Genomic DNA, 17,813 nt, shown 5'->3' on the forward strand with positions numbered 1-17,813 from the left:
ATGGCTGAGAAGATGGCTCTGGCCAAGGCGATCAACGAGTCGCTGCGGCGCGCCCTGGACACGGACCCGAAGGTCGTCGTCATGGGCGAGGACGTCGGCAAGCTGGGCGGCGTGTTCCGGGTGACGGACGGCCTGCAGAAGGACTTCGGCGAGAGCCGTGTCATCGACACGCCGCTCGCCGAGTCGGGCATCGTCGGCACCGCGATCGGCCTGGCCCTGCGCGGCTACCGCCCGGTGGTGGAGATCCAGTTCGACGGCTTCGTCTTCCCCGCGTACGACCAGATCGTCACGCAGCTCGCGAAGATGCACGCCCGTGCGCTGGGCAAGGTCAAGATGCCCGTCGTCGTGCGCATCCCCTACGGCGGCGGCATCGGCGCGGTGGAGCACCACTCGGAGTCGCCCGAGGCGCTGTTCGCGCACGTGGCCGGTCTGAAGATCGTCTCGCCGTCGAACGCGTCCGACGCGTACTGGATGATGCAGCAGGCCATCCAGAGCGACGACCCGGTGATCTTCTTCGAGCCGAAGCGGCGCTACTGGGACAAGGGCGAGGTCGACACCGAGGCGATCCCCGGCCCGCTGCACGCCGCGCGCGTGGTGCGCGAGGGCACGGACCTGACCCTCGCCGCGTACGGCCCGATGGTGAAGCTCTGCCAGGAGGTCGCCGACGCGGCCGCCGAGGAGGGCCGCAGCCTGGAGGTCCTCGACCTGCGCTCGGTCTCCCCGATCGACTTCAACGCCGTCCAGGCGTCGGTGGAGAAGACCCGCCGTCTGGTCGTCGTCCACGAGGCGCCGGTGTTCTTCGGCTCCGGCGCGGAGATCGCCGCCCGGATCACGGAGCGCTGCTTCTACCATCTGGAGGCCCCGGTGCTCCGGGTGGGCGGATACCACGCCCCGTACCCGCCGGCCCGTCTGGAGGAGTCCTACCTCCCGGACCTGGACCGGGTGCTCGATGCCGTCGACCGCTCGCTGGCGTACTGAGGAGAGGGTCGTGACGACGATGACGAACGCGTCCGTACGCGAGTTCAAGATGCCGGACGTGGGCGAGGGCCTCACCGAGGCCGAGATCCTCAAGTGGTACGTCCAGCCCGGTGACACCGTCACCGACGGCCAGGTGGTCTGCGAGGTGGAGACGGCGAAGGCCGCCGTCGAGCTGCCCATCCCCTACGACGGCGTGGTCCGTTCCCTGCACTTCCCCGAGGGCACCACGGTCGACGTGGGCACGTCCATCATCGCGGTGGAGGTGGCGGGCGGCGCGGCCCCGCCGCAGCAGGAGGCCCCCGCGGTCCCCGCCCCCGCCGCGGAGCCGGAGAAGCCCGCCGAGCAGCCCCCGGCCCGTCAGCCGGTGCTGGTCGGTTACGGCGTCGCCACGTCCTCCACCCGCCGCCGCCCGCGCAAGCAGGCGCCGGACACCGCGGCCGGGCAGGCCGCCTCCGCGGTCCAGTCCGAGCTGAACGGGCACGGGGCCGCTCCGGCCGCTCCGGTCACCCCGCCCGCTCCGGCCGTCCCGGCGGCCCCCGCGCAGCGTCCGCTGGCGAAGCCGCCGGTGCGCAAGCTGGCGAAGGACCTGGGCGTGGACCTGGCCACGGTCACCCCGACCGGCCCGGACGGGGTCATCACCCGCGAGGACGTCCACGCGGCCGTCGCCGCGGCCCAGGCCCCGCAGCAGGCGGCCCCCGCGGACCGGCCCGCCGCCCCGGCCGTCTCCGCCCCCGACCGGCCCGCGGCCCCGGTGTCGTACGACTCCGCCCGCGAGACGCGCGTCCCCGTCAAGGGCGTCCGCAAGGCGACGGCGGCGGCGATGGTCGGCTCGGCGTTCACCGCGCCGCACGTCACGGAGTTCGTGACGGTCGACGTGACCCGGACGATGAAGCTGGTCGAGGAGCTGAAGCAGGACAAGGAGTTCGCGGGCCTGCGCGTGAACCCCTTGCTGCTGATCGCCAAGGCCCTGCTGGTCGCCATCCGGCGGAACCCCGACATCAACGCCTCCTGGGACGAGGCGGCGCAGGAGATCGTGGTCAAGCACTACGTGAACCTGGGCATCGCGGCGGCCACCCCGCGCGGCCTGATCGTGCCGAACATCAAGGACGCCCACGCCAAGACGCTGCCCGAACTGGCCGCGTCCCTGGGCGAACTGGTGTCCACGGCCCGGGAGGGCAAGACCTCCCCGTCCGCCATGCAGGGCGGCACGGTCACGATCACCAACGTCGGCGTCTTCGGCGTCGACACGGGCACGCCCCTGCTCAACCCGGGCGAGTCCGCGATCCTCGCGGTCGGATCGATCAAGCTCCAGCCGTGGGTCCACAAGGGCAAGGTCAAGCCGCGCCAGGTCACCACCCTGGCCCTCTCCTTCGACCACCGCCTGGTCGACGGCGAGCTCGGCTCCAAGGTCCTCGCCGACGTGGCGGCGGTCCTGGAGCAGCCGAAGCGGCTGATCACCTGGGCCTGACGGCCGGCCGTACGACAGGAGGGGCGCCGCACACCTGGTGTGCGGCGCCCCTCCGCGCGTCCGGGGGATCCGGATGGGTCAGATCTTGCTGAACGCGTAGTTCATGAGGGCCTTCGCGTCCTTCTCGCGCTGGGCGGCGGAGGAGGAGGCGAGGACGGTGCCGATGACCGTCTTGCCGTTCCGGGTCGCGGCGAAGACCAGGCAGTACTTGGCCGTCGGGCCCGAGCCGGTCTTCACGCCGATGGTGCCGCTGTAGCTGTTCAGCAGGGTGTTGGTGTTGACCCACGGCGCCATCGTGCGGGTGCCGCCGGTCCTGGTCTTCGTCTTCGCCGTGTACTTCTTCGTCTTCACGATCGCGCGGAACGTGGCGTTCTTCATCGCGCTGCCGGCGATCTTCGTCAGGTCGCGCGGCGTCGACCAGTTCTTGCCGTTGCCGATGCCGTCGAACGAGTCGAAGTGGGTGTTCTTCAGGCCCAGCTTCTTCGCGTCGGCGTTCATCTTGCCGATGAACGACTTCACGCGGGCCGCGCGGGTCGAGCCGGTGCCGAACTTGTCGGCCAGCGCGTACGCGGCGTCGCAGCCGGACGGCAGCATCAGCCCGTACAGGAGCTGGCGGACGGTGACCTTGTCGCCGACGATCAGCCGCGCGGACGAGGCGTTCTTCGACACGATGTAGTCGCTGTACGCCTTCTGGATCGTGACCGTGGCGTTCAGGTTCAGGTTCTTCTGGGCGAGCACCACCTTGGCGGTCATGATCTTGGTGGTGGAGCCGGTGGCGCGGCGGGTGTCCCCGAGCTTCGTGTACAGCGTCTTGCCGTTCGCGTTGTTGATCACGAAGCCGCCCTTGGCGACGACGGACGGAACGGGGGCGGCGGCCTGCGCCGGCGCCGCGTAGAGCGCTCCGGAGGCGAGCACGGCGCCGGTGGTGACGACGACGCCGGCGGCTCTGCGGAAACGGATGCCCTGGATGCCGATATTCAAGTCAGATACCCCGATTTACCGTGAATGGCCGTGCTGCTCGGCCGGGTTGAGGAGCGGCCGCGCGGAAGGGGCCGCACGTGTCTGACGCGCACGGCGAAGAGATGGTTGTACGGGGGAAGGGCGCATTTTCCGGCGTGCGCCGTTCCGCATCGTGGACGCGCCCCTCCATGCGTACGTGTTGTATCTATGCTGTCCGCATGAGTGTGTCCGCCCCCGCGAAGCGTCCCCCCGCAGCCGACCGCGTCTACGCCCACGTCAAGCAGGGCGTCCTGGAGCGCACGTACGAGGGCGGGACGCTGCTCACGGAGGGCGAGCTGGCCGAGGCCGTGGGCGTCTCCCGCACGCCCGTGCGCGAGGCCCTGCTGCGGCTCGAGGCGGAGGGGCTGATCAAGCTCTACCCGAAGAAGGGCGCGCTCGTGCTGCCGGTCTCCGCGCAGGAGATCGCCGACGTGGTGGAGACGCGGCTGCTCGTCGAGGAGCACGCGGCGCGCAAGGCCGTGCCCGCGCCCCCCGGTCTCATCGCGCGCCTGGAGGAGCTGCTCGCGCGCCAGAAGGAGGAGGCGGCCGCCGGCGACTTCGCCGCGGCCTCCGTCACGGACCGGTGCTTCCACGCCGAGATCGTCCGCAGCGGCGGCAACGAGATCCTCTCCCGCCTCTACGACCAGCTGCGCGACCGTCAGCTGCGCATGGGCCAGGCCGTGATGCACTCCCATCCCGACCGCATCGCCAAGACCCTCGCCGAGCACGAGGAGATCCTCCGCGCCCTGCGCTCCGGGGACGCCGACGCGGCCGTGGAGGTCGTCCACCGGCACGTCGGCTGGTTCTCCCACCTCGCCCGGGGAGAGGTGCGATGAGCGGCACCACCATGCGCGGCGCCTGCACGCTGCCCGGCGACCCTCCCGGGGGGCGGCGCGCGCTCGCCGTCTGGGGGATCGGCGTCTCCGTCTACTTCGTCGCCGTCATCTTCCGCACGTCCCTGGGCGTGGCGGGTCTCGACGCGGCCGACCGCTTCGACGTGGGCGCCTCCGCCCTCTCGACGTTCTCCATCCTCCAGCTGCTGGTCTACGCGGGCATGCAGATACCCGTCGGCCTGCTGGTGGACCGGCTCGGCACCAAGAAGGTGCTGAGCCTGGGCGCGGTGCTGTTCACCCTCGGACAGCTCGGCTTCGCCCTCTCCCCGTCGTACGGCATGGCGCTCGCCGCCCGCGCGCTGCTCGGCTGCGGCGACGCGATGACCTTCATCAGCGTGCTGCGGCTGGGCTCGCGGTGGTTCCCCGCGCGGCGCGGGCCGCTGGTCGGGCAGATGGCCGGACTGATCGGCATGGCCGGCAACCTCGTCTCCACGCTGGTCCTGGCCCGGCTGCTGCACGGCATCGGCTGGACGCCGGCGTTCGCGGGCAGCTCGCTCGCGGGTGTCGTGGTCCTCGTCCTGGTGCTGCTGTTCCTCAAGGACCACCCCGAGGGCCACGAGCCGAAGCCGGCCTCCCATCAGGGCGCCGCCTACGTCCGCCGGCAGATCGCCCGGTCCTGGCGGGAACCGGGGACCCGGCTGGGACTGTGGGTGCACTTCACCACGCAGTTCCCGGCGATGGTGTTCCTGCTGCTGTGGGGCATGCCGTTCCTGGTGCAGGCGCAGGGGCTGTCCCGCGCGGTGGCCGGTGAGCTGCTCACCCTGGTGGTGCTGGCCAACATGGCCGTCGGTCTCGTCTACGGCCAGGTCGTCGCCCGGCACCACGGGGCGCGGCTGCCGCTGGCGCTCGGCACGGTGGGCGCGACGGCCCTGCTGTGGGCCGTGACGCTGGCCTGGCCGGGGGACAGGGCGCCGATGTGGCTGCTGGTCGTGCTGTGCGCGGTGCTGGGGGCCTGCGGCCCGGCGTCGATGATCGGCTTCGACTTCGCCCGCCCGGCCAACCCGCCGGAGCGGCAGGGCACCGCCTCCGGCATCACCAACATGGGCGGCTTCGTCGCCTCCATGACGACCCTCTTCGCGATCGGCGTGCTGCTGGACGCCACCGGCGACGACTACACGGTCGCCTTCTCGGCGGTCTTCGTCCTCCAGGCGCTGGGCGTCACCCAGATCCTCCGCCTCCGCCGCCGCGCGGCCCGCCGCGAACGGGAACGACTGGTCGCCAGCAGGGTCTCGACGGTCCACGTCCCGGCCTGACGGCCCGGAGGGCCGCCGGGCCGGACGGGACGGTTCGCGGAGGTGCCCTGCCGCCTTGGGCCGCGGCCCGTGAGCCGTTCACCGGCACCCCGGCGTTCCGCGTGGCGGGTGCGTCCGGGCGCTGAGCGCGTGCCGGGTGCCGCCCGCGCCCCCACAGCCGCCGCCCCGGCGGCACGACCACCCGCTGTCCGAGTCGCCTCGGGGGCGCGGGAAACCGCGCGAGCGGCCACGTACAACCGGCACCCGGCGTCCGGGTGGCCGTACGGCGTCGCACACGACTCGGTGCCGCCGGGGTACCGCCCGCGCCCGTCCGTGCCGTCTCAGCGGCACGACCGCCCGCGGGCTGCGAGGGCCGCGGGCCGGACGGGGTGAGGGGTCGTGCCCCTGGTCAGGGCGTCACCGCGAAGTGGCGCAGGATCGCCGCGGCCAGGTCCTGGTCGCCCTCCGTCTTCACCCGGTCCGTGACCGCCTCCGGCGTCACGCGGCCGCAGGCCAGGCGGACGTAGGTCTCCCAGTCGAGGGTGAGGGCGGCGGCCGGGCCGAGGGCCGGGGCGGTTTCCAGCGTGCCGCGGCCCTGGATGTCGACGCGGACCGTGCGCAGGAACTCCACCGGGCCGTGCACGTCGACGACCACCGCGGAGCTGCGCGGCGCCTGCGCCAGGTCGGCGACGACGCGCGGCAGTTCGTCGAGCAGGACGTCGCGGGCGACATGGGCGCCGGGGGAGTCGAGGTTTCCGGGGCGGCCGAGGGCCGTGCGCAGGTCCTGCTCGTGCGCCCACACGGCGAAGGCGTGCCGGCGCATCGACTCCTCCAGGGTCAGCTCGGTGCCCAGCGGCCCGCGCACCTTGGTGCCCGGGTCGCGGGACTCGTTCCGCAGCTGGCGGTTGCGCCGGATGATCATCAGTTCCAGCTCGGAGGTCATCTCCGGCGCCGTGTGGTGGCGGCGCACGTCGACCTGCATCTCCATGTACCGCTGGTGGTCGTTGGTGACGTGGAACAGGTCGCGCGGCAGCGTGTGGATCGGCCGGGGGTCGCCGTACATCTCCGAGTCGAGGCCGATGACGTGCGAGACCACGTCACGGACCGACCAGCCCGGGCAGGGCGTACGCCGGTTCCAGTCGGCCTCCGGCAGCGGCTGCACCAGCTCGGATATCGCCTCGATGGAGTGGGACCAGGCGTCGGCGTAGGGCTGGAGGGCGGGATGCAGACTCACGGAACGGGACCCCTCGGCGGTCGGTACACGGGCAGGTTGTGGCGGCGGTGCCAGTGGGTGATGGCTGCACTGCGCGGGTGTCTCGGGCATCCCCCGGTTCTCGGCTTCGCTCGAACCGGCGGGACCCCCAAGTTACGCTGCTGACAGGCACCCCGGCAGTGCTTTCGTGTGACGATCGTAGGCCCGTGGACGCGGGTCGAATGCCAGGACGGTGGTAGTGTGCGCGCTTCCTTGCTGCAAGTCGCCGTGAACGAGGACGAACCGGTCGAATCGCGTCGGCGCCGGGTGGCCGCCCTGGTACGCGATCAGGCCGGTGCGGACCTCGTCGTCCTCCCCGAGCTGTGGACCACGGGCGCCTTCGCCTACGAGGGGTTCGGCACCGAGGCGGAACCGCTGGAGGGACCGACCTACGAGGCGATGGCCAAGGCGGCGAGCGAGGCCGGCGTCTGGCTGCACGCGGGGTCCGTCCCGGAGCGGGACCCCGACGGCACCCTCTACAACACCTCCCTGGTCTTCACCCCCTCCGGAGAACTCGCCGCGTCCTACCGGAAGATCCACCGCTTCGGCTTCGACAAGGGCGAGGCCGTGCTGATGGGGGCGGGCGAGGAGCTGGTGACGGTCCGTCTGCCGGACACCGTCGTGGGCGTGGCGACCTGTTACGACCTGCGCTTCCCCGAGCTCTTCCGCGGTCTGGTCGACGCCGGCGCGGAGACTTTCGTCGTCCCGGCGGGCTGGCCCGAACGGCGCCGCGGCCACTGGACGCTGCTGGCGCGGGCGCGCGCCGTGGAGAACCAGGCGTTCGTCCTCGCGTGCGGAACGGCCGGGACGCACGCGGGAGTTCCGCAGGCGGGCCACTCGGTCGTGGTGGACCCGTGGGGCGAGGTCCTCGCCGAGGCGGGTCCCGGCGAGGAGGTCCTCACGGTCGACTTCGACCCGGCGTCGGTGGCGGGCACCCGGGACCGCTTCCCGGCGCTCATGGACCGCGTCCTGGGCCTGGACCGCCCCCGCCGCTGACCGGGCGGGCCCGCGCCGGCCCTACGGACCCGGGGGCTACTCCTCCCGCTCCTTCTCCGCCAGATGGATCACGCACACCGCCACCGCGATCAGCAGCGCCGGGTCGGCGTCGTCGCGCACGACGTCGACGCCGTAGCTGTCGCGGAGGGTGTGCCAGCGGCGGGAGATCACCGCGAGGAGTTCGCCGTCGTACTCGACGGCGAACTCGCGGTCGAGGATCCGCCCGCTGACGTCCAGCTCGGTGCTGCCGTCCGCCAGGGACACCCGGAAGTGGTTGCGCAGCAGCGACAGCCGCTTGCGCCGCACCGTCGCGAGCGGCTCGCCGCCCCGCTCGATCACCATGGTGTCCCGCAGCGCGAGCATCTTCTTGCGGATGTCGATGAGCACGCGCCCCTCGGTGTCCTTCAGCTCGAAGGTGTCCCGCAGCCGCATCGCCTTGCCGTCGACGAGGAAGACCTTGTTGCCGCGGTCGTCCTCGATCCAGTAGTCGTCCCCGATGCCGAGGATCCGGTCCCGTACGAGAAATCTCATGCGCCGAGGGGTTCCCCGCCCCGCCCGGTCCGACGCCGTCACTAGGCCGACGGGCGGAGTCCGCCCCACCCGCCGCGCGGCGCTCCCCGGTGGCACGCTGGACGTATGGACGACGCCGCCTCCGCTCCCCCCGTCCGCCGCTCCGCACGCGTGCGGGCGCCCGAGCTCGCGGGCAAGGGCGGCTGGCTGAACACGGGCGGCGCCGCGTACACCCTCGCCGGCCTGCGCGGACGCGTGGTCCTGCTCGACTTCTGGACGTTCTGCTGCGTGAACTGCCTGCACGTCGTCGACGAGCTGCGGGAGCTGGAGGAGCGGCACCGGGACACCCTCGTGGTCATCGGCGTGCACTCGCCGAAGTTCCCGCACGAGGCGGAGCACGCGGCGGTGGCGGACGCCGTGGAGCGGTACGCGGTCGCGCACCCCGTCCTGGACGACCCCGAGCTGACGACGTGGACGCAGTACGCGGTGCGGGCCTGGCCGACGCTGGTGGTCGTCGACCCCGAGGGGTACGTCGTGGCGACGTACTCCGGGGAGGGGCACGTGCCCGAGATCGAGCGGCTGGTGACCGAGCTGGAGGCCGAGCACGCGGCGAAGGGCACCCTCCGGCGCGGCGACCTCCCCTACGCGCCGCCGGAGCCGGAGCCGACGGTGCTGCGGTTCCCCGGCAAGGTGCTGCGGCTGCCGTCGGGGACGTTCCTGGTCACGGACACCACCCGGCACCAGGTGGTGGAGCTGGCAGAGGACGCGGAGACGGTCCTCAGGCGGTTCGGCGACGGCGAGCGCGGACTGGTGGACGGCCCGTCCGGCCGGGCCCGCTTCCAGGAGCCGCAGGGGCTCGCCCTGCTCCCGGACGGCGCGGTGGTCGTCGCCGACACCGTCAACCACGCCCTGAGGCGCCTCGACCCCGGGACCGGCGAGGTCACCACGCTCGCCGGCACCGGCTCCCCCTGGCGCCGCGGGGACGCGACGGACGGCCCGGCCCGGGAGGTGAACCTCTCCTCCCCCTGGGACGTCATCTGGTGGCGGGACAGGGTGTGGATCGCCATGGCCGGCATCCACCAGCTCTGGTCCTGCGACCCCGCCGCCGGCACGGTCGCCCGCGAGGCGGGGACCGGCGGGGAGCAACTGGTCGACGGACCGGCCAAGGAGGCCCTGTTCGCGCAGCCCTCGGGGCTCGCGGTGACGGCGGAGGGGCTGTGGGTGGCCGACTCGGAGAGCTCCGCTCTGCGCCTGCTGGGTCCGGACGGGGAGGTGCGCACCGCGGTCGGCGCGGGACTGTTCGCCTTCGGGTACCGGGACGGGCCCGCGGACGGGGCGCTGCTCCAGCACCCGCTCGGGGTGAGCGCGCTGCCCGACGGCTCCCTGGCCGTCTGCGACACCTACAACCACGCCCTGCGCCGCTACGACCCGGCCACCGGCGAGGTGACCACCCTGGCCGGCGATCTGCGCGAGCCCAGCGGCGCCGTGGCCGTCGGCGAGGACGTCGTGGTGGTGGAGTCGGCGCGGCACCGGCTGACCCGGCTGCGGCTCCCCGCGGAGGTGCTGGGCCCGCGGACGGACACGGAGCGGTCCGTGACCGGGATCGCCATCGGCCCCGTGCACCTGGACGTGGTCTTCACACCCCCGCCCGGACAGAAGCTCGACACGCGGGACGGCCCCGCGACCCGCCTGCTGGTGTCCGCCTCACCGCCCGCGCTTCTGCGCAGCGGAGAGGGCGCGGGGAGTGACCTCTCCCGCGCCCTCGAGACCGACCCCGCCGTGGGGCAGGGGGTGCTGCATGTCGTGGCGACGGCGGCCGCGTGCGACGCCGGTCCTGAGGTGCTCCATCCGGCCTGCCATGTGCACCGCCGTGAGTGGCGGCTGCCCGTGCGTCCCCTCGTGGGAGGCGCGGACCGGCTGGTGGTGGAGCTGTCCGGTGCGGACGGCGCGGGGCGGGCGCCCGGTCAGGCGCCGTACCCGTCGCTGTAGCCGTCGCGGGTGTGGTGGTGCGGACGTGCCGGGTCGTCGATCACCGGAGTGGCGGGGGGTACCACGACCCGCCGCCGCCGGGCGATGCTGCTGAAGGTCGCGACGCCGATCAGTCCGACGATCATGAAGATGACGCCGACCAGGTCAAGGTTGACACCCTGCATGTCCCAGTCGGTCGCGAACGTGAGGATTGCTCCCACGGCGATGAGGATGATGCATCCGCCGAGGCCCATGAGTGTCGCCTCCCTGTCCGGTGTTTCCGGTGCGACCCGGGTACCCGGAGGGACGGCTCCCATGCGCCGGAGCGCGCACGGGAGTTGGCCGCCGCTCAGGGCGTCGGCGGCTTCCGCCGTCCGAACTAGCCTTCCAGGAACGCCGTCAGCGCGTTCGCCAGCAGGAACGGGTCCTTGGCGCCGCAGAGTTCGCGGACGCTGTGCATCGACAGGATGGCCACGCCGATGTCGACCGTGCGGATGCCGTGGCGGGCCGCGGTGATCGGGCCGATCGTGGTGCCGCACGGCATCGCGTTGTTGGAGACGAACGTCTGGAAGGGCACCCCGGCCTTCTCGCAGGCCGCCGCGAACACCGCGCGCCCCGAACCGTCCGTGGCGTAGCGGTTGTTGACGTTGACCTTGAGGATGGGGCCGCCGTCGACGCGCGGGTGGTGCGTCGGGTCGTGCCGCTCCGCGTAGTTGGGGTGCACGGCGTGGCCGGTGTCGGAGGACAGGCAGACGGTCCCGGCGAGGGCGCGCGCCCGGTCCTCCAGGGAGCCGCCGCGCGCGTGCACGGAGCGCTCCAGGACGGTGCCGAGCAGCGGGCCGTCCGCGCCGGTGTCGGACTGGGAGCCGTTCTCCTCGTGGTCGAAGGCGGCGAGCACGGGGATGGACGGCAGTCCGGAGCCGCGTCCGGCCGCGGCGGCGAGCGCGGCCGTGCCGGCGTGCACGGACAGCAGGTTGTCCATGCGCGGGCCCGCCACCAGCTCGCGGTCGCGGCCCAGGTAGGCGGGCGGCTCGACGGGGTGCACCATCAGGTCCCAGCCGGTGACCGAGCCGTCCGGCAGCCCCGCGGTCTCCTCCAGGAAGGCGATGAGGTCGCCGTCGCGAACGTCCTCGCCCAGGCCCCACACCGGCTGCATGTGCCGCTGCTTGTCGAGCTTGAGGCCGTCGGAGTTCACCGCGCGGTCCAGGTGGATGGCGAGCTGGGGGACCCGCAGCAGCGGCCGGTCCACGTCGACCAGACGGGTCGTGCCGTCGCGCAGGGACAGCCGCCCGGCCAGGCCGAGGTCGCGGTCGAGCCAGGAGTTGAGCAGCGGCCCGCCGTAGATCTCCACGGCCACCTGGCGCCAGCCGTGCGCCCCGCTGTCGGGCCGCGGCTTGACGCGCAGATTCGGGGAGTCGGTGTGCGCGCCGACGATCCGGAACGGCGTGTGCGCCTCGGCCCCTTCGGGGACGTACCAGGCGACGATCGCGCCGCCGCGCAGCAGGTACTTGCCGCCTGCCGTGCCGTCCCAGGCGTCCGTCTCCGCGACCTGCCTGAAGCCCGCCTTCTCCAGCCGCTCGGCGGCGTTCGCCACGGCGTGGTACGGCGTGGGGCTCGCCGCGAGGAAGGACATCAGGTCGTCGGTGTGGCCGCGGTCGAAGCGGGGGGGTTCGCTCATGGGTTCACCTTAACGAGCGCGAGGGCCCGCTTCCCTGTGCGGGAGCGGGCCCTCGCGGGGCGGGAAGCGACTAGAACGCCGCCTCGTCCAGTTCCATCAGGTCCAGCTCGACGCCCTCGGCGACCTTGCGGGCCAGGGTGACGCCCGGCAGGACGTTGGCCGCGAAGAACTTCGCCGCCGCGATCTTGCCGGTGTAGAACGCCTTGTCCCTGGCGGAGGCCGTCGGGAGCTTCTCGGCGGCGATCGCGGCGTGCTTGAGCAGCAGGTAGCCGACGACGACGTCACCGGAGGCCATCAGCAGGCGGGTGGTGTTCAGGCCCACCTTGTAGATGTTCTTGACGTCCTTCTCGGTGGCCGCGAGGTCGGTGAGCATCAGGCCGACGATGGCCTCCAGCTCGACGGCGGCCTTGGCCAGGTGCTCGCGGGCGCCCGCCAGCTCCTCGCCGCCCTCGCCGACCGCGAGGAACTTCTTGATGTCCTCGGCCAGCGAGTTCAGCGCGGCGCCCTGGTTGCGGACGATCTTCCGGAAGAAGAAGTCCTGGCCCTGGATCGCGGTGGTGCCCTCGTAGAGGGTGTCGATCTTGGCGTCCCGGATGTACTGCTCGATCGGGTACTCCTGGAGGAAGCCGGAGCCGCCGAAGGTCTGGAGCGACTGGGCGAGCTGCTCGTAGGCCTTCTCGGAGCCGTAGCCCTTGACGATCGGCAGGAGCAGGTCGTTCATCGCGTGCTCGGTGGAGGCGTCCTCGCCGTTCGCCTCCTTGAGCTGGATGGCGTCCTGGACCGACGCGGTGTACATCACCAGGGCGCGCATGCCCTCCGCGTACGCCTTCTGCGTCATGAGCGAGCGGCGCACGTCGGGGTGGTGGGTGATGGTGACCTTGGGGGCGGTCTTGTCCATGAAGTTCGCCAGGTCGGGGCCCTGGACGCGCTCCTTGGCGTACTCCAGCGCGTTCAGGTAGCCCGTGGACAGCGTGGAGATCGCCTTCGTGCCGACCATCATGCGGGCGAACTCGATGATGCGGAACATCTGGCGGATGCCGTCGTGCTTGTCGCCGATCAGCCAGCCCTTGGCGGGGTGCTTGTCGCCGAACGTCATCTCGCAGGTGTTGGAGGCCTTGAGGCCCATCTTGTGCTCGACGTTCGTGGCGTACACGCCGTTGCGCTCGCCCAGCTCGCCGGTCTCGAAGTCGAAGAGGTACTTCGGGACGAGGAAGAGGGACAGGCCCTTGGTGCCGGGTCCTGCGCCCTCGGGGCGGGCGAGCACGTAGTGAAGGATGTTCTCCGACATGTCGTGCTCACCGGACGTGATGAAGCGCTTCACGCCCTCGATGTGCCAGGAGCCGTCCTCCTGCTGCACGGCCTTGGTGCGGCCGGCGCCGACGTCCGAGCCGGCGTCCGGCTCGGTGAGCACCATCGTGGAGCCCCACTGCTTCTCCGTGGCGATCTTCGCGATGTGCTTCTGGACCTCGTTGCCCTCCTCGAAGAGGATGCCCGCGAAGGCGGGGCCCGAGGAGTACATCCACACGGCCGGGTTGGCGCCCAGGATCAGCTCGGCGTAGGCCCAGATGAGGGAGCGGGGCGCGGTGGTGCCGCCGATCTCCTCGGGCAGGCCGAGCCGCCAGTACTCGGAGTCCATGAAGGCCTGGTAGCTCTTCTTGAAGGACGCGGGGACCGGCGCGGTGTTGGTCTCCGGGTCGAAGACCGGCGGGTTGCGGTCGGCGTCGGCGAAGGACTCCGCGAGCTCGTTCTCGGAGAGGCGGGCCAGCTCCTCCAGGATGCTCTTCGCGGTGTCGACGTCCATCTCCTCGAACGGGCCCGTGCCGTACAGCTTGTCGCGCCCGAGTACCTCGAAGAGGTTGAACTCGATGTCGCGGAGATTCGACTTGTAGTGCCCCATGGCGACGGCTCCGTTTGAGAGGGATCGGCGAGGGACTGGTTCCTCGCGACTGATTCACGTACCGACAAGTAGCTCCGATGATGCTACCCGTCGGTAATAAGAAGCAACCCCGATCCGGACATCTGTGACCCAGCCCTCGCGCGGGGTCAGTAGTCTGTGCGCCATGTACGGCTACGACCAGAGTGCGGGGACCCAGCAGGGTTACGTGCCGCCGCAGCAGCAGATGCCGGGCGGGTACGGGCAGCAGGCGCCGGCGTATCCCGAACCGTCCGCGCCGTCGCTCGCCGACGCCGTGCGTGCGTTCACCACGGGCCAGATGGCGGCGGAGGACTTCCAGCAGATCTTCGCGACGTCCAAGGTCTACTGCCCGCGCGGTGACAACCCCGGCTTCCTCGCCCTGCACAACACCCAGCAGCCCGTGATCCCGATGTTCACCTCGCTCAAGGAGCTGCGGCGCTATGCCGGCAAGGAGTCCAAGTACTTCGTGATCACCGGCGCCGAGGTGATCGACCTGCTGCCCACGGGCTACGGCTTCGTGCTGGACATGGAGGGCGAGCACCGGATGGTGTTCGACGCCAAGGCCGTGGAGCAGATGGTCGAGTTCGCGATGCGCCGCATGTACGGCTGACGCCGGACCCTGTGACCGCCGAACGGAGCCCGGAGGGAATTTCCCTCCGGGCTTTGTCGGTTCCAGGTGGCAGGAAGTTCAACGCTCAACTAAAGTGGGCGTACCCGAGGAGGTACCGATGCCTGCAGTGACCGTCGAGAACCCGTTGACGCTGCCCCGTGTGACCGCTCCCGCCGACGCCGTGGCACGCCCCGTGCTGGCCGTCACGACCGCTCCCAGCGGTTTCGAGGGCGAGGGCTTCCCGGTGCGCCGGGCGTTCGCGGGGATCAACTACCGCCATCTCGACCCGTTCATCATGATGGACCAGATGGGTGAGGTGGAGTACGCGCCGGGCGAGCCCAAGGGCACCCCCTGGCACCCCCACCGCGGCTTCGAGACCGTCACCTACATCATCGACGGGATCTTCGACCACCAGGACTCCAACGGCGGTGGCGGCACCATCACCAACGGCGACACCCAGTGGATGACGGCCGGCTCCGGCCTGCTCCACATCGAGGCGCCGCCGGAGCACCTGGTGATGTCCGGCGGGCTGTTCCACGGCCTCCAGCTGTGGGTGAACCTCCCCGCCAAGGACAAGATGATGGCGCCCCGCTACCAGGACATCCGCAGCGGCAGCGTCCAGCTGCTCACCTCGCCGGACGGCGGCGCGCTGCTCCGTGTCATCGCCGGCGAGCTGGACGGCCACGAGGGCCCGGGCATCACGCACACGCCGATCACGATGATCCACGCCACGCTCGCCCCGGGCGCGGAGGTCACCCTGCCCTGGCGGGAGGACTTCAACGGCCTGGCGTACGTCATGGCCGGGCGCGGCGCGGTGGGCGCCGAGCGGCGTCCGGTCCACCTCGGCCAGACCGCGGTGTTCGGCGCCGGCGGCTCGCTGACCGTCCGCGCGGACGAGAAGCAGGACTCGCACACTCCGGACCTGGAGATCGTCCTGCTCGGCGGCCGGCCCATCCGTGAGCCGATGGCGCACTACGGGCCGTTCGTGATGAACACCAAGGACGAGCTGATGCAGGCCTTCGAGGACTTCCAGAAGGGCCGCCTCGGCACCGTCCCCGCCGTGCACGGCATGACGGAGAAGGGCCCGGACCAGGACTGAGTCCTCGTCCCGCGCAGGGCGTCGCGGCGACGGCCCCGGTCAGCCGGGGCCGTCGCCGTTCCTCTGTTCGTAGAGCTCGAACCAGATGCTCTTGCCGCGGCCGCGGGGGGCGACGCCCCAGGTGTGGGCGAGGAGTTCGATCAGCAGCAGGCCGCGGCCGGAGGAGGCCAGCTCGCCCGGGCGGCGCAGGTGCGGGAGGTCGTCGCCGGAGTCGGTGACCTCGACCCGGATGCGGCGGCCGTCGCCGCCGTCCGTGACCTCGGCCAGCAGCAGCGCGTCCGAGTCGGTGTGCACCAGCACGTTGGTCAGCACCTCCGACAGCAGCAGCACCGCCGAGTCCACCTGGTCCGGCGAGGCCCAGTCGTGCAGCAGCTCCCGCAGCTGCTGCCGGGCGACGGACACCCGCTCCGACGCGGCCTGTGCCACCGTGAGCGCCGTGCGGCGCACCGGAGGCGGCGCCGTGTCCTCCGCGCCGCAGCCGCAGGTGGCGCCCTGCCGGGTGAGCAGCAGCAGTGCTATGTCGTCCTCGCGGCGGTCGGCCAGCGGGCCGGTGGTGTGGTGCGAGGAGGGGCCGTGCACCGCCTGCACCAGCGCGTCGGCCAGCTCCTCCTGGGTGCCGCGGTGCCGCTCCAGGATCTCCCGCAGCCGCTGCCAGCCGGTGTCCAGATCGTGCCCGCCGGTCTCGATCAGCCCGTCCGTGCAGATCAGCAGGGTCTCGCCGGGCTCCAGGATCAGCCGGGTGGTCGGGTAGTCGGCGTCCGGGTCGATGCCCAGCGGCAGCCCGCCCTCCGTCGGCCGGGTCAGCACCGTCCCGTCGGCCATCCGGATCACCGGCTCGGGATGCCCGGCGCGGGCCACCTCCAGCACCCCCGTCGCCGGGTCGACCTCGGCGTACAGACACGTCGCGAAGCGCAGCTCGGCCGGGTCCTCGCCGATGCCGTGCAGGAAGCGGGAGGCGCGGGACAGCACGGCGTCCGGCCGGTGTCCCTCCGAGGCGTACGCCCGCAGCGCTATCCGCAGCTGGCCCATCAGCCCCGCCGCCCGCACGTCGTGGCCCTGCACGTCGCCGATGACCAGCGCGAACCGCCCTCCCCCGGACGTCGTCCCGGAGGCGCCCCCGGGCAGCGGGATCACGTCGTACCAGTCGCCGCCGACCTGGAGTCCTCCGCCGGTCGGGACGTAGCGGGCGGTGACGTCCATGCCCGGGATGCCCGGACCGAGCTTCGGCATCATCGTCCGCTGGAGGCCCTCGGTCAGCTCCTTCTCGGTCTCGGCCGTGCCCGCGCGGGACAGCGCCTGCGCGAGCATCCGGGCCACCGTGGTCAGCACGGAACGCTCGTCGGGGGTGAAGGCGACCGGGTAGGCGAAGGCGGCCAGCCAGGCGCCCATGGTGCGGCCGGAGGCGGTCAGCGGCAGGAAGGCCCAGGACTGGCGGCCGAAGCGCTGCGCGAGCGGCCAGGTGAGCGGGTAGCGCGCTTTGTACTCCTCCGGAGAGGAGAGGTAGACCGCCCGGCCGGTGCGCACCACCTCGGTGGCCGGGTAGTCCGTGTCGAGCGGCATGTAGAAGGGGCTGTCGGCGCCGGGCTCGTGCCCGTGGTGGCCGATGATCGTGAGCCGGTCGCCCTCCACCCCGAACACCGCCTGGCCGTCCGGGGTGAAGCCCGGCATCGAGAGATTGGCGGCGACCCGCAACACCTCCTGGGTGGAGCGCGCCTCCGCCAGGGCGCGTCCTGCGTCCAGCAGGAACGCCTCACGGGAGCGCCTCCAGTCGCCGGTGACCGCGCTGCGCGCTGCGGGTGTGCCCGGCGCCGGCTCGGTCACCTCCTGGAGGGTCCCGGTCAGGACATAGGCCTTGCGTTCGGGTTCGAAGGAGGGCTTGGAGCGGCTGCGGACGACGCGGACGACGTTGTTCTGGCCGTCCATGATCCGGATGCGCACCTCGGCGAGGGTGCTCTCGGCGACGGCCAGCTGGACGATCCCGGTGATCTCGTTCCAGTCGACGGGGTGGAAACGGGCCCGGACCTGGGCCTCCGTGAGGGTGGCCGGCTCGGCGGGCAGCCCGAGCAGCCCGGCTGCGACGGCATCGACCGTGACCTCTCCGGATGCGGTGTCCCAGTGCCACACGCCGGTTCCGAGGGCGGCGAGGACGTCCCCCAGGGCGGGCAGGGGCTCACCAGTGCGCATTGCACCACTTTATGAAGATGCTCCCGAAAAC

Annotated in this window: 15 protein-coding genes; 8 read left to right on the plus strand and 7 right to left on the minus strand. The window is 72.0% G+C overall.

The window, feature by feature from the left end:
- Entirely contained in the window at window positions 1-978 is a 978-nt protein-coding gene (locus ACP7TJ_RS16405; protein ID WP_427763631.1) for an alpha-ketoacid dehydrogenase subunit beta, read from the plus strand.
- A gap of 19 nt (window positions 979-997) precedes the next feature.
- Window positions 998-2,446 carry a dihydrolipoamide acetyltransferase family protein gene (locus ACP7TJ_RS16410; protein ID WP_427767380.1) on the plus strand — a complete coding sequence of 483 codons (1,449 nt, stop codon included), beginning with the start codon at window positions 998-1,000 and terminating at the stop codon, window positions 2,444-2,446.
- Window positions 2,447-2,524: 78 nt separating this feature from the next.
- Here ACP7TJ_RS16410 and ACP7TJ_RS16415 read toward each other — a convergent pair whose 3' ends face one another.
- Window positions 2,525-3,427 carry a D-alanyl-D-alanine carboxypeptidase family protein gene (locus ACP7TJ_RS16415; protein ID WP_093764345.1) on the minus strand — a complete coding sequence of 301 codons (903 nt, stop codon included), beginning with the start codon at window positions 3,425-3,427 and terminating at the stop codon, window positions 2,525-2,527.
- A gap of 197 nt (window positions 3,428-3,624) precedes the next feature.
- On the opposite strand from ACP7TJ_RS16415, the gene ACP7TJ_RS16420 reads away from it, so the two are divergent.
- The gene (locus ACP7TJ_RS16420) at window positions 3,625-4,281 is read left to right on the plus strand and encodes a GntR family transcriptional regulator (protein WP_370163890.1); all 657 of its coding nucleotides are present in this window, start codon (window positions 3,625-3,627) and stop codon (window positions 4,279-4,281) included.
- Window positions 4,278-5,591, plus strand: a complete 1,314-nt coding sequence (locus ACP7TJ_RS16425) for an MFS transporter (RefSeq protein ID WP_427763634.1) — start codon at window positions 4,278-4,280, stop codon at window positions 5,589-5,591. Before ACP7TJ_RS16420 ends, ACP7TJ_RS16425 begins: the two co-directional genes overlap by 4 nt.
- A 388-nt stretch (window positions 5,592-5,979) precedes the next feature.
- Here the strand turns inward: ACP7TJ_RS16425 and ACP7TJ_RS16430 are convergent, their stop codons facing one another.
- On the minus strand, window positions 5,980-6,804 hold the full coding sequence (locus ACP7TJ_RS16430) for a maleylpyruvate isomerase family mycothiol-dependent enzyme (protein WP_093764347.1): 825 nt from the start codon (window positions 6,802-6,804) through the stop codon (window positions 5,980-5,982).
- A 219-nt stretch (window positions 6,805-7,023) separates the two neighbouring features.
- Here ACP7TJ_RS16430 and ACP7TJ_RS16435 point away from each other — a divergent pair, with 219 nt between their 5' ends.
- Window positions 7,024-7,818 (plus strand): carbon-nitrogen family hydrolase, encoded by a 795-nt coding sequence (locus ACP7TJ_RS16435; RefSeq protein WP_387792291.1) that lies wholly within the window; start codon window positions 7,024-7,026, stop codon window positions 7,816-7,818.
- 36 nt (window positions 7,819-7,854) lie between these two features.
- On the opposite strand, the gene ACP7TJ_RS16440 is transcribed toward ACP7TJ_RS16435, so the two are convergent.
- Window positions 7,855-8,349 carry an LURP-one-related/scramblase family protein gene (locus ACP7TJ_RS16440; protein ID WP_228920974.1) on the minus strand — a complete coding sequence of 165 codons (495 nt, stop codon included), beginning with the start codon at window positions 8,347-8,349 and terminating at the stop codon, window positions 7,855-7,857.
- 105 nt (window positions 8,350-8,454) lie between these two features.
- Between ACP7TJ_RS16440 and ACP7TJ_RS16445 the strand changes: the two genes are divergently transcribed.
- Window positions 8,455-10,317 (plus strand): NHL domain-containing thioredoxin family protein, encoded by a 1,863-nt coding sequence (locus ACP7TJ_RS16445; RefSeq protein ID WP_387792290.1) that lies wholly within the window; start codon window positions 8,455-8,457, stop codon window positions 10,315-10,317.
- Here ACP7TJ_RS16445 and ACP7TJ_RS16450 read toward each other — a convergent pair.
- The 3 genes from ACP7TJ_RS16450 to ACP7TJ_RS16460 all read right to left on the minus strand — a co-directional run bounded on the left by ACP7TJ_RS16450 (window position 10,293) and on the right by ACP7TJ_RS16460 (window position 13,871).
- A complete protein-coding gene (locus tag ACP7TJ_RS16450) occupies window positions 10,293-10,550 on the minus strand; it encodes a DUF6458 family protein (RefSeq protein ID WP_093764351.1) in 258 nt (85 codons plus the stop codon). The two genes, ACP7TJ_RS16445 and ACP7TJ_RS16450, sit on opposite strands and share 25 nt — an antisense overlap.
- Window positions 10,551-10,675: 125 nt before the next feature.
- Entirely contained in the window at window positions 10,676-11,974 is a 1,299-nt protein-coding gene (locus ACP7TJ_RS16455; protein ID WP_189910094.1) for a M18 family aminopeptidase, read from the minus strand.
- Window positions 11,975-12,044: 70 nt separating this feature from the next.
- Window positions 12,045-13,871 (minus strand): acyl-CoA dehydrogenase, encoded by a 1,827-nt coding sequence (locus ACP7TJ_RS16460; RefSeq protein ID WP_189910095.1) that lies wholly within the window; start codon window positions 13,869-13,871, stop codon window positions 12,045-12,047.
- 163 nt (window positions 13,872-14,034) lie between these two features.
- Here ACP7TJ_RS16460 and ACP7TJ_RS16465 point away from each other — a divergent pair, with 163 nt between their 5' ends.
- Together ACP7TJ_RS16465 and ACP7TJ_RS16470 are read left to right on the plus strand one after the other, a co-directional pair.
- Complete coding sequence (locus tag ACP7TJ_RS16465) at window positions 14,035-14,499, plus strand: SseB family protein (RefSeq protein WP_019525905.1); 465 nt, start codon at window positions 14,035-14,037, stop codon at window positions 14,497-14,499.
- A 118-nt stretch (window positions 14,500-14,617) separates the two neighbouring features.
- A complete protein-coding gene (locus tag ACP7TJ_RS16470; RefSeq protein ID WP_093764354.1) occupies window positions 14,618-15,598 on the plus strand; it encodes a pirin family protein in 981 nt (326 codons plus the stop codon).
- A 39-nt stretch (window positions 15,599-15,637) separates the two neighbouring features.
- Here ACP7TJ_RS16470 and ACP7TJ_RS16475 read toward each other — a convergent pair whose 3' ends face one another.
- Window positions 15,638-17,782, minus strand: a complete 2,145-nt coding sequence (locus ACP7TJ_RS16475; RefSeq protein ID WP_427763639.1) for a SpoIIE family protein phosphatase — start codon at window positions 17,780-17,782, stop codon at window positions 15,638-15,640.
- Window positions 17,783-17,813: the final 31 nt, after the last annotated feature.

Source organism: Streptomyces sp. DSM 41931 (assembly GCF_050271085.1).
Lineage (GTDB): Bacteria > Actinomycetota > Actinomycetes > Streptomycetales > Streptomycetaceae > Streptomyces > Streptomyces albogriseolus.

Excerpts from the sequence above, each read along its gene's own strand:
- ACP7TJ_RS16405 (WP_427763631.1), top strand. The coding sequence starts at position 1 with ATGGCTGAGAAGATGGCTCTGGCCAAGGCGATCAACGAGTCGCTGCGG.
- ACP7TJ_RS16410 (WP_427767380.1), top strand. The coding sequence starts at position 998 with ATGACGAACGCGTCCGTACGCGAGTTCAAGATGCCGGACGTGGGCGAG.
- ACP7TJ_RS16420 (WP_370163890.1), top strand. The coding sequence starts at position 3,625 with ATGAGTGTGTCCGCCCCCGCGAAGCGTCCCCCCGCAGCCGACCGCGTC.
- ACP7TJ_RS16425 (WP_427763634.1), top strand. The coding sequence starts at position 4,278 with ATGAGCGGCACCACCATGCGCGGCGCCTGCACGCTGCCCGGCGACCCT.
- ACP7TJ_RS16440 (WP_228920974.1), bottom strand. The coding sequence starts at position 8,349 with ATGAGATTTCTCGTACGGGACCGGATCCTCGGCATCGGGGACGACTAC.
- ACP7TJ_RS16445 (WP_387792290.1), top strand. The coding sequence starts at position 8,455 with ATGGACGACGCCGCCTCCGCTCCCCCCGTCCGCCGCTCCGCACGCGTG.
- ACP7TJ_RS16450 (WP_093764351.1), bottom strand. The coding sequence starts at position 10,550 with ATGGGCCTCGGCGGATGCATCATCCTCATCGCCGTGGGAGCAATCCTC.
- ACP7TJ_RS16455 (WP_189910094.1), bottom strand. The coding sequence starts at position 11,974 with ATGAGCGAACCCCCCCGCTTCGACCGCGGCCACACCGACGACCTGATG.
- ACP7TJ_RS16460 (WP_189910095.1), bottom strand. The coding sequence starts at position 13,871 with ATGGGGCACTACAAGTCGAATCTCCGCGACATCGAGTTCAACCTCTTC.
- ACP7TJ_RS16465 (WP_019525905.1), top strand. The coding sequence starts at position 14,035 with ATGTACGGCTACGACCAGAGTGCGGGGACCCAGCAGGGTTACGTGCCG.
- ACP7TJ_RS16470 (WP_093764354.1), top strand. The coding sequence starts at position 14,618 with ATGCCTGCAGTGACCGTCGAGAACCCGTTGACGCTGCCCCGTGTGACC.
- ACP7TJ_RS16475 (WP_427763639.1), bottom strand. The coding sequence starts at position 17,782 with ATGCGCACTGGTGAGCCCCTGCCCGCCCTGGGGGACGTCCTCGCCGCC.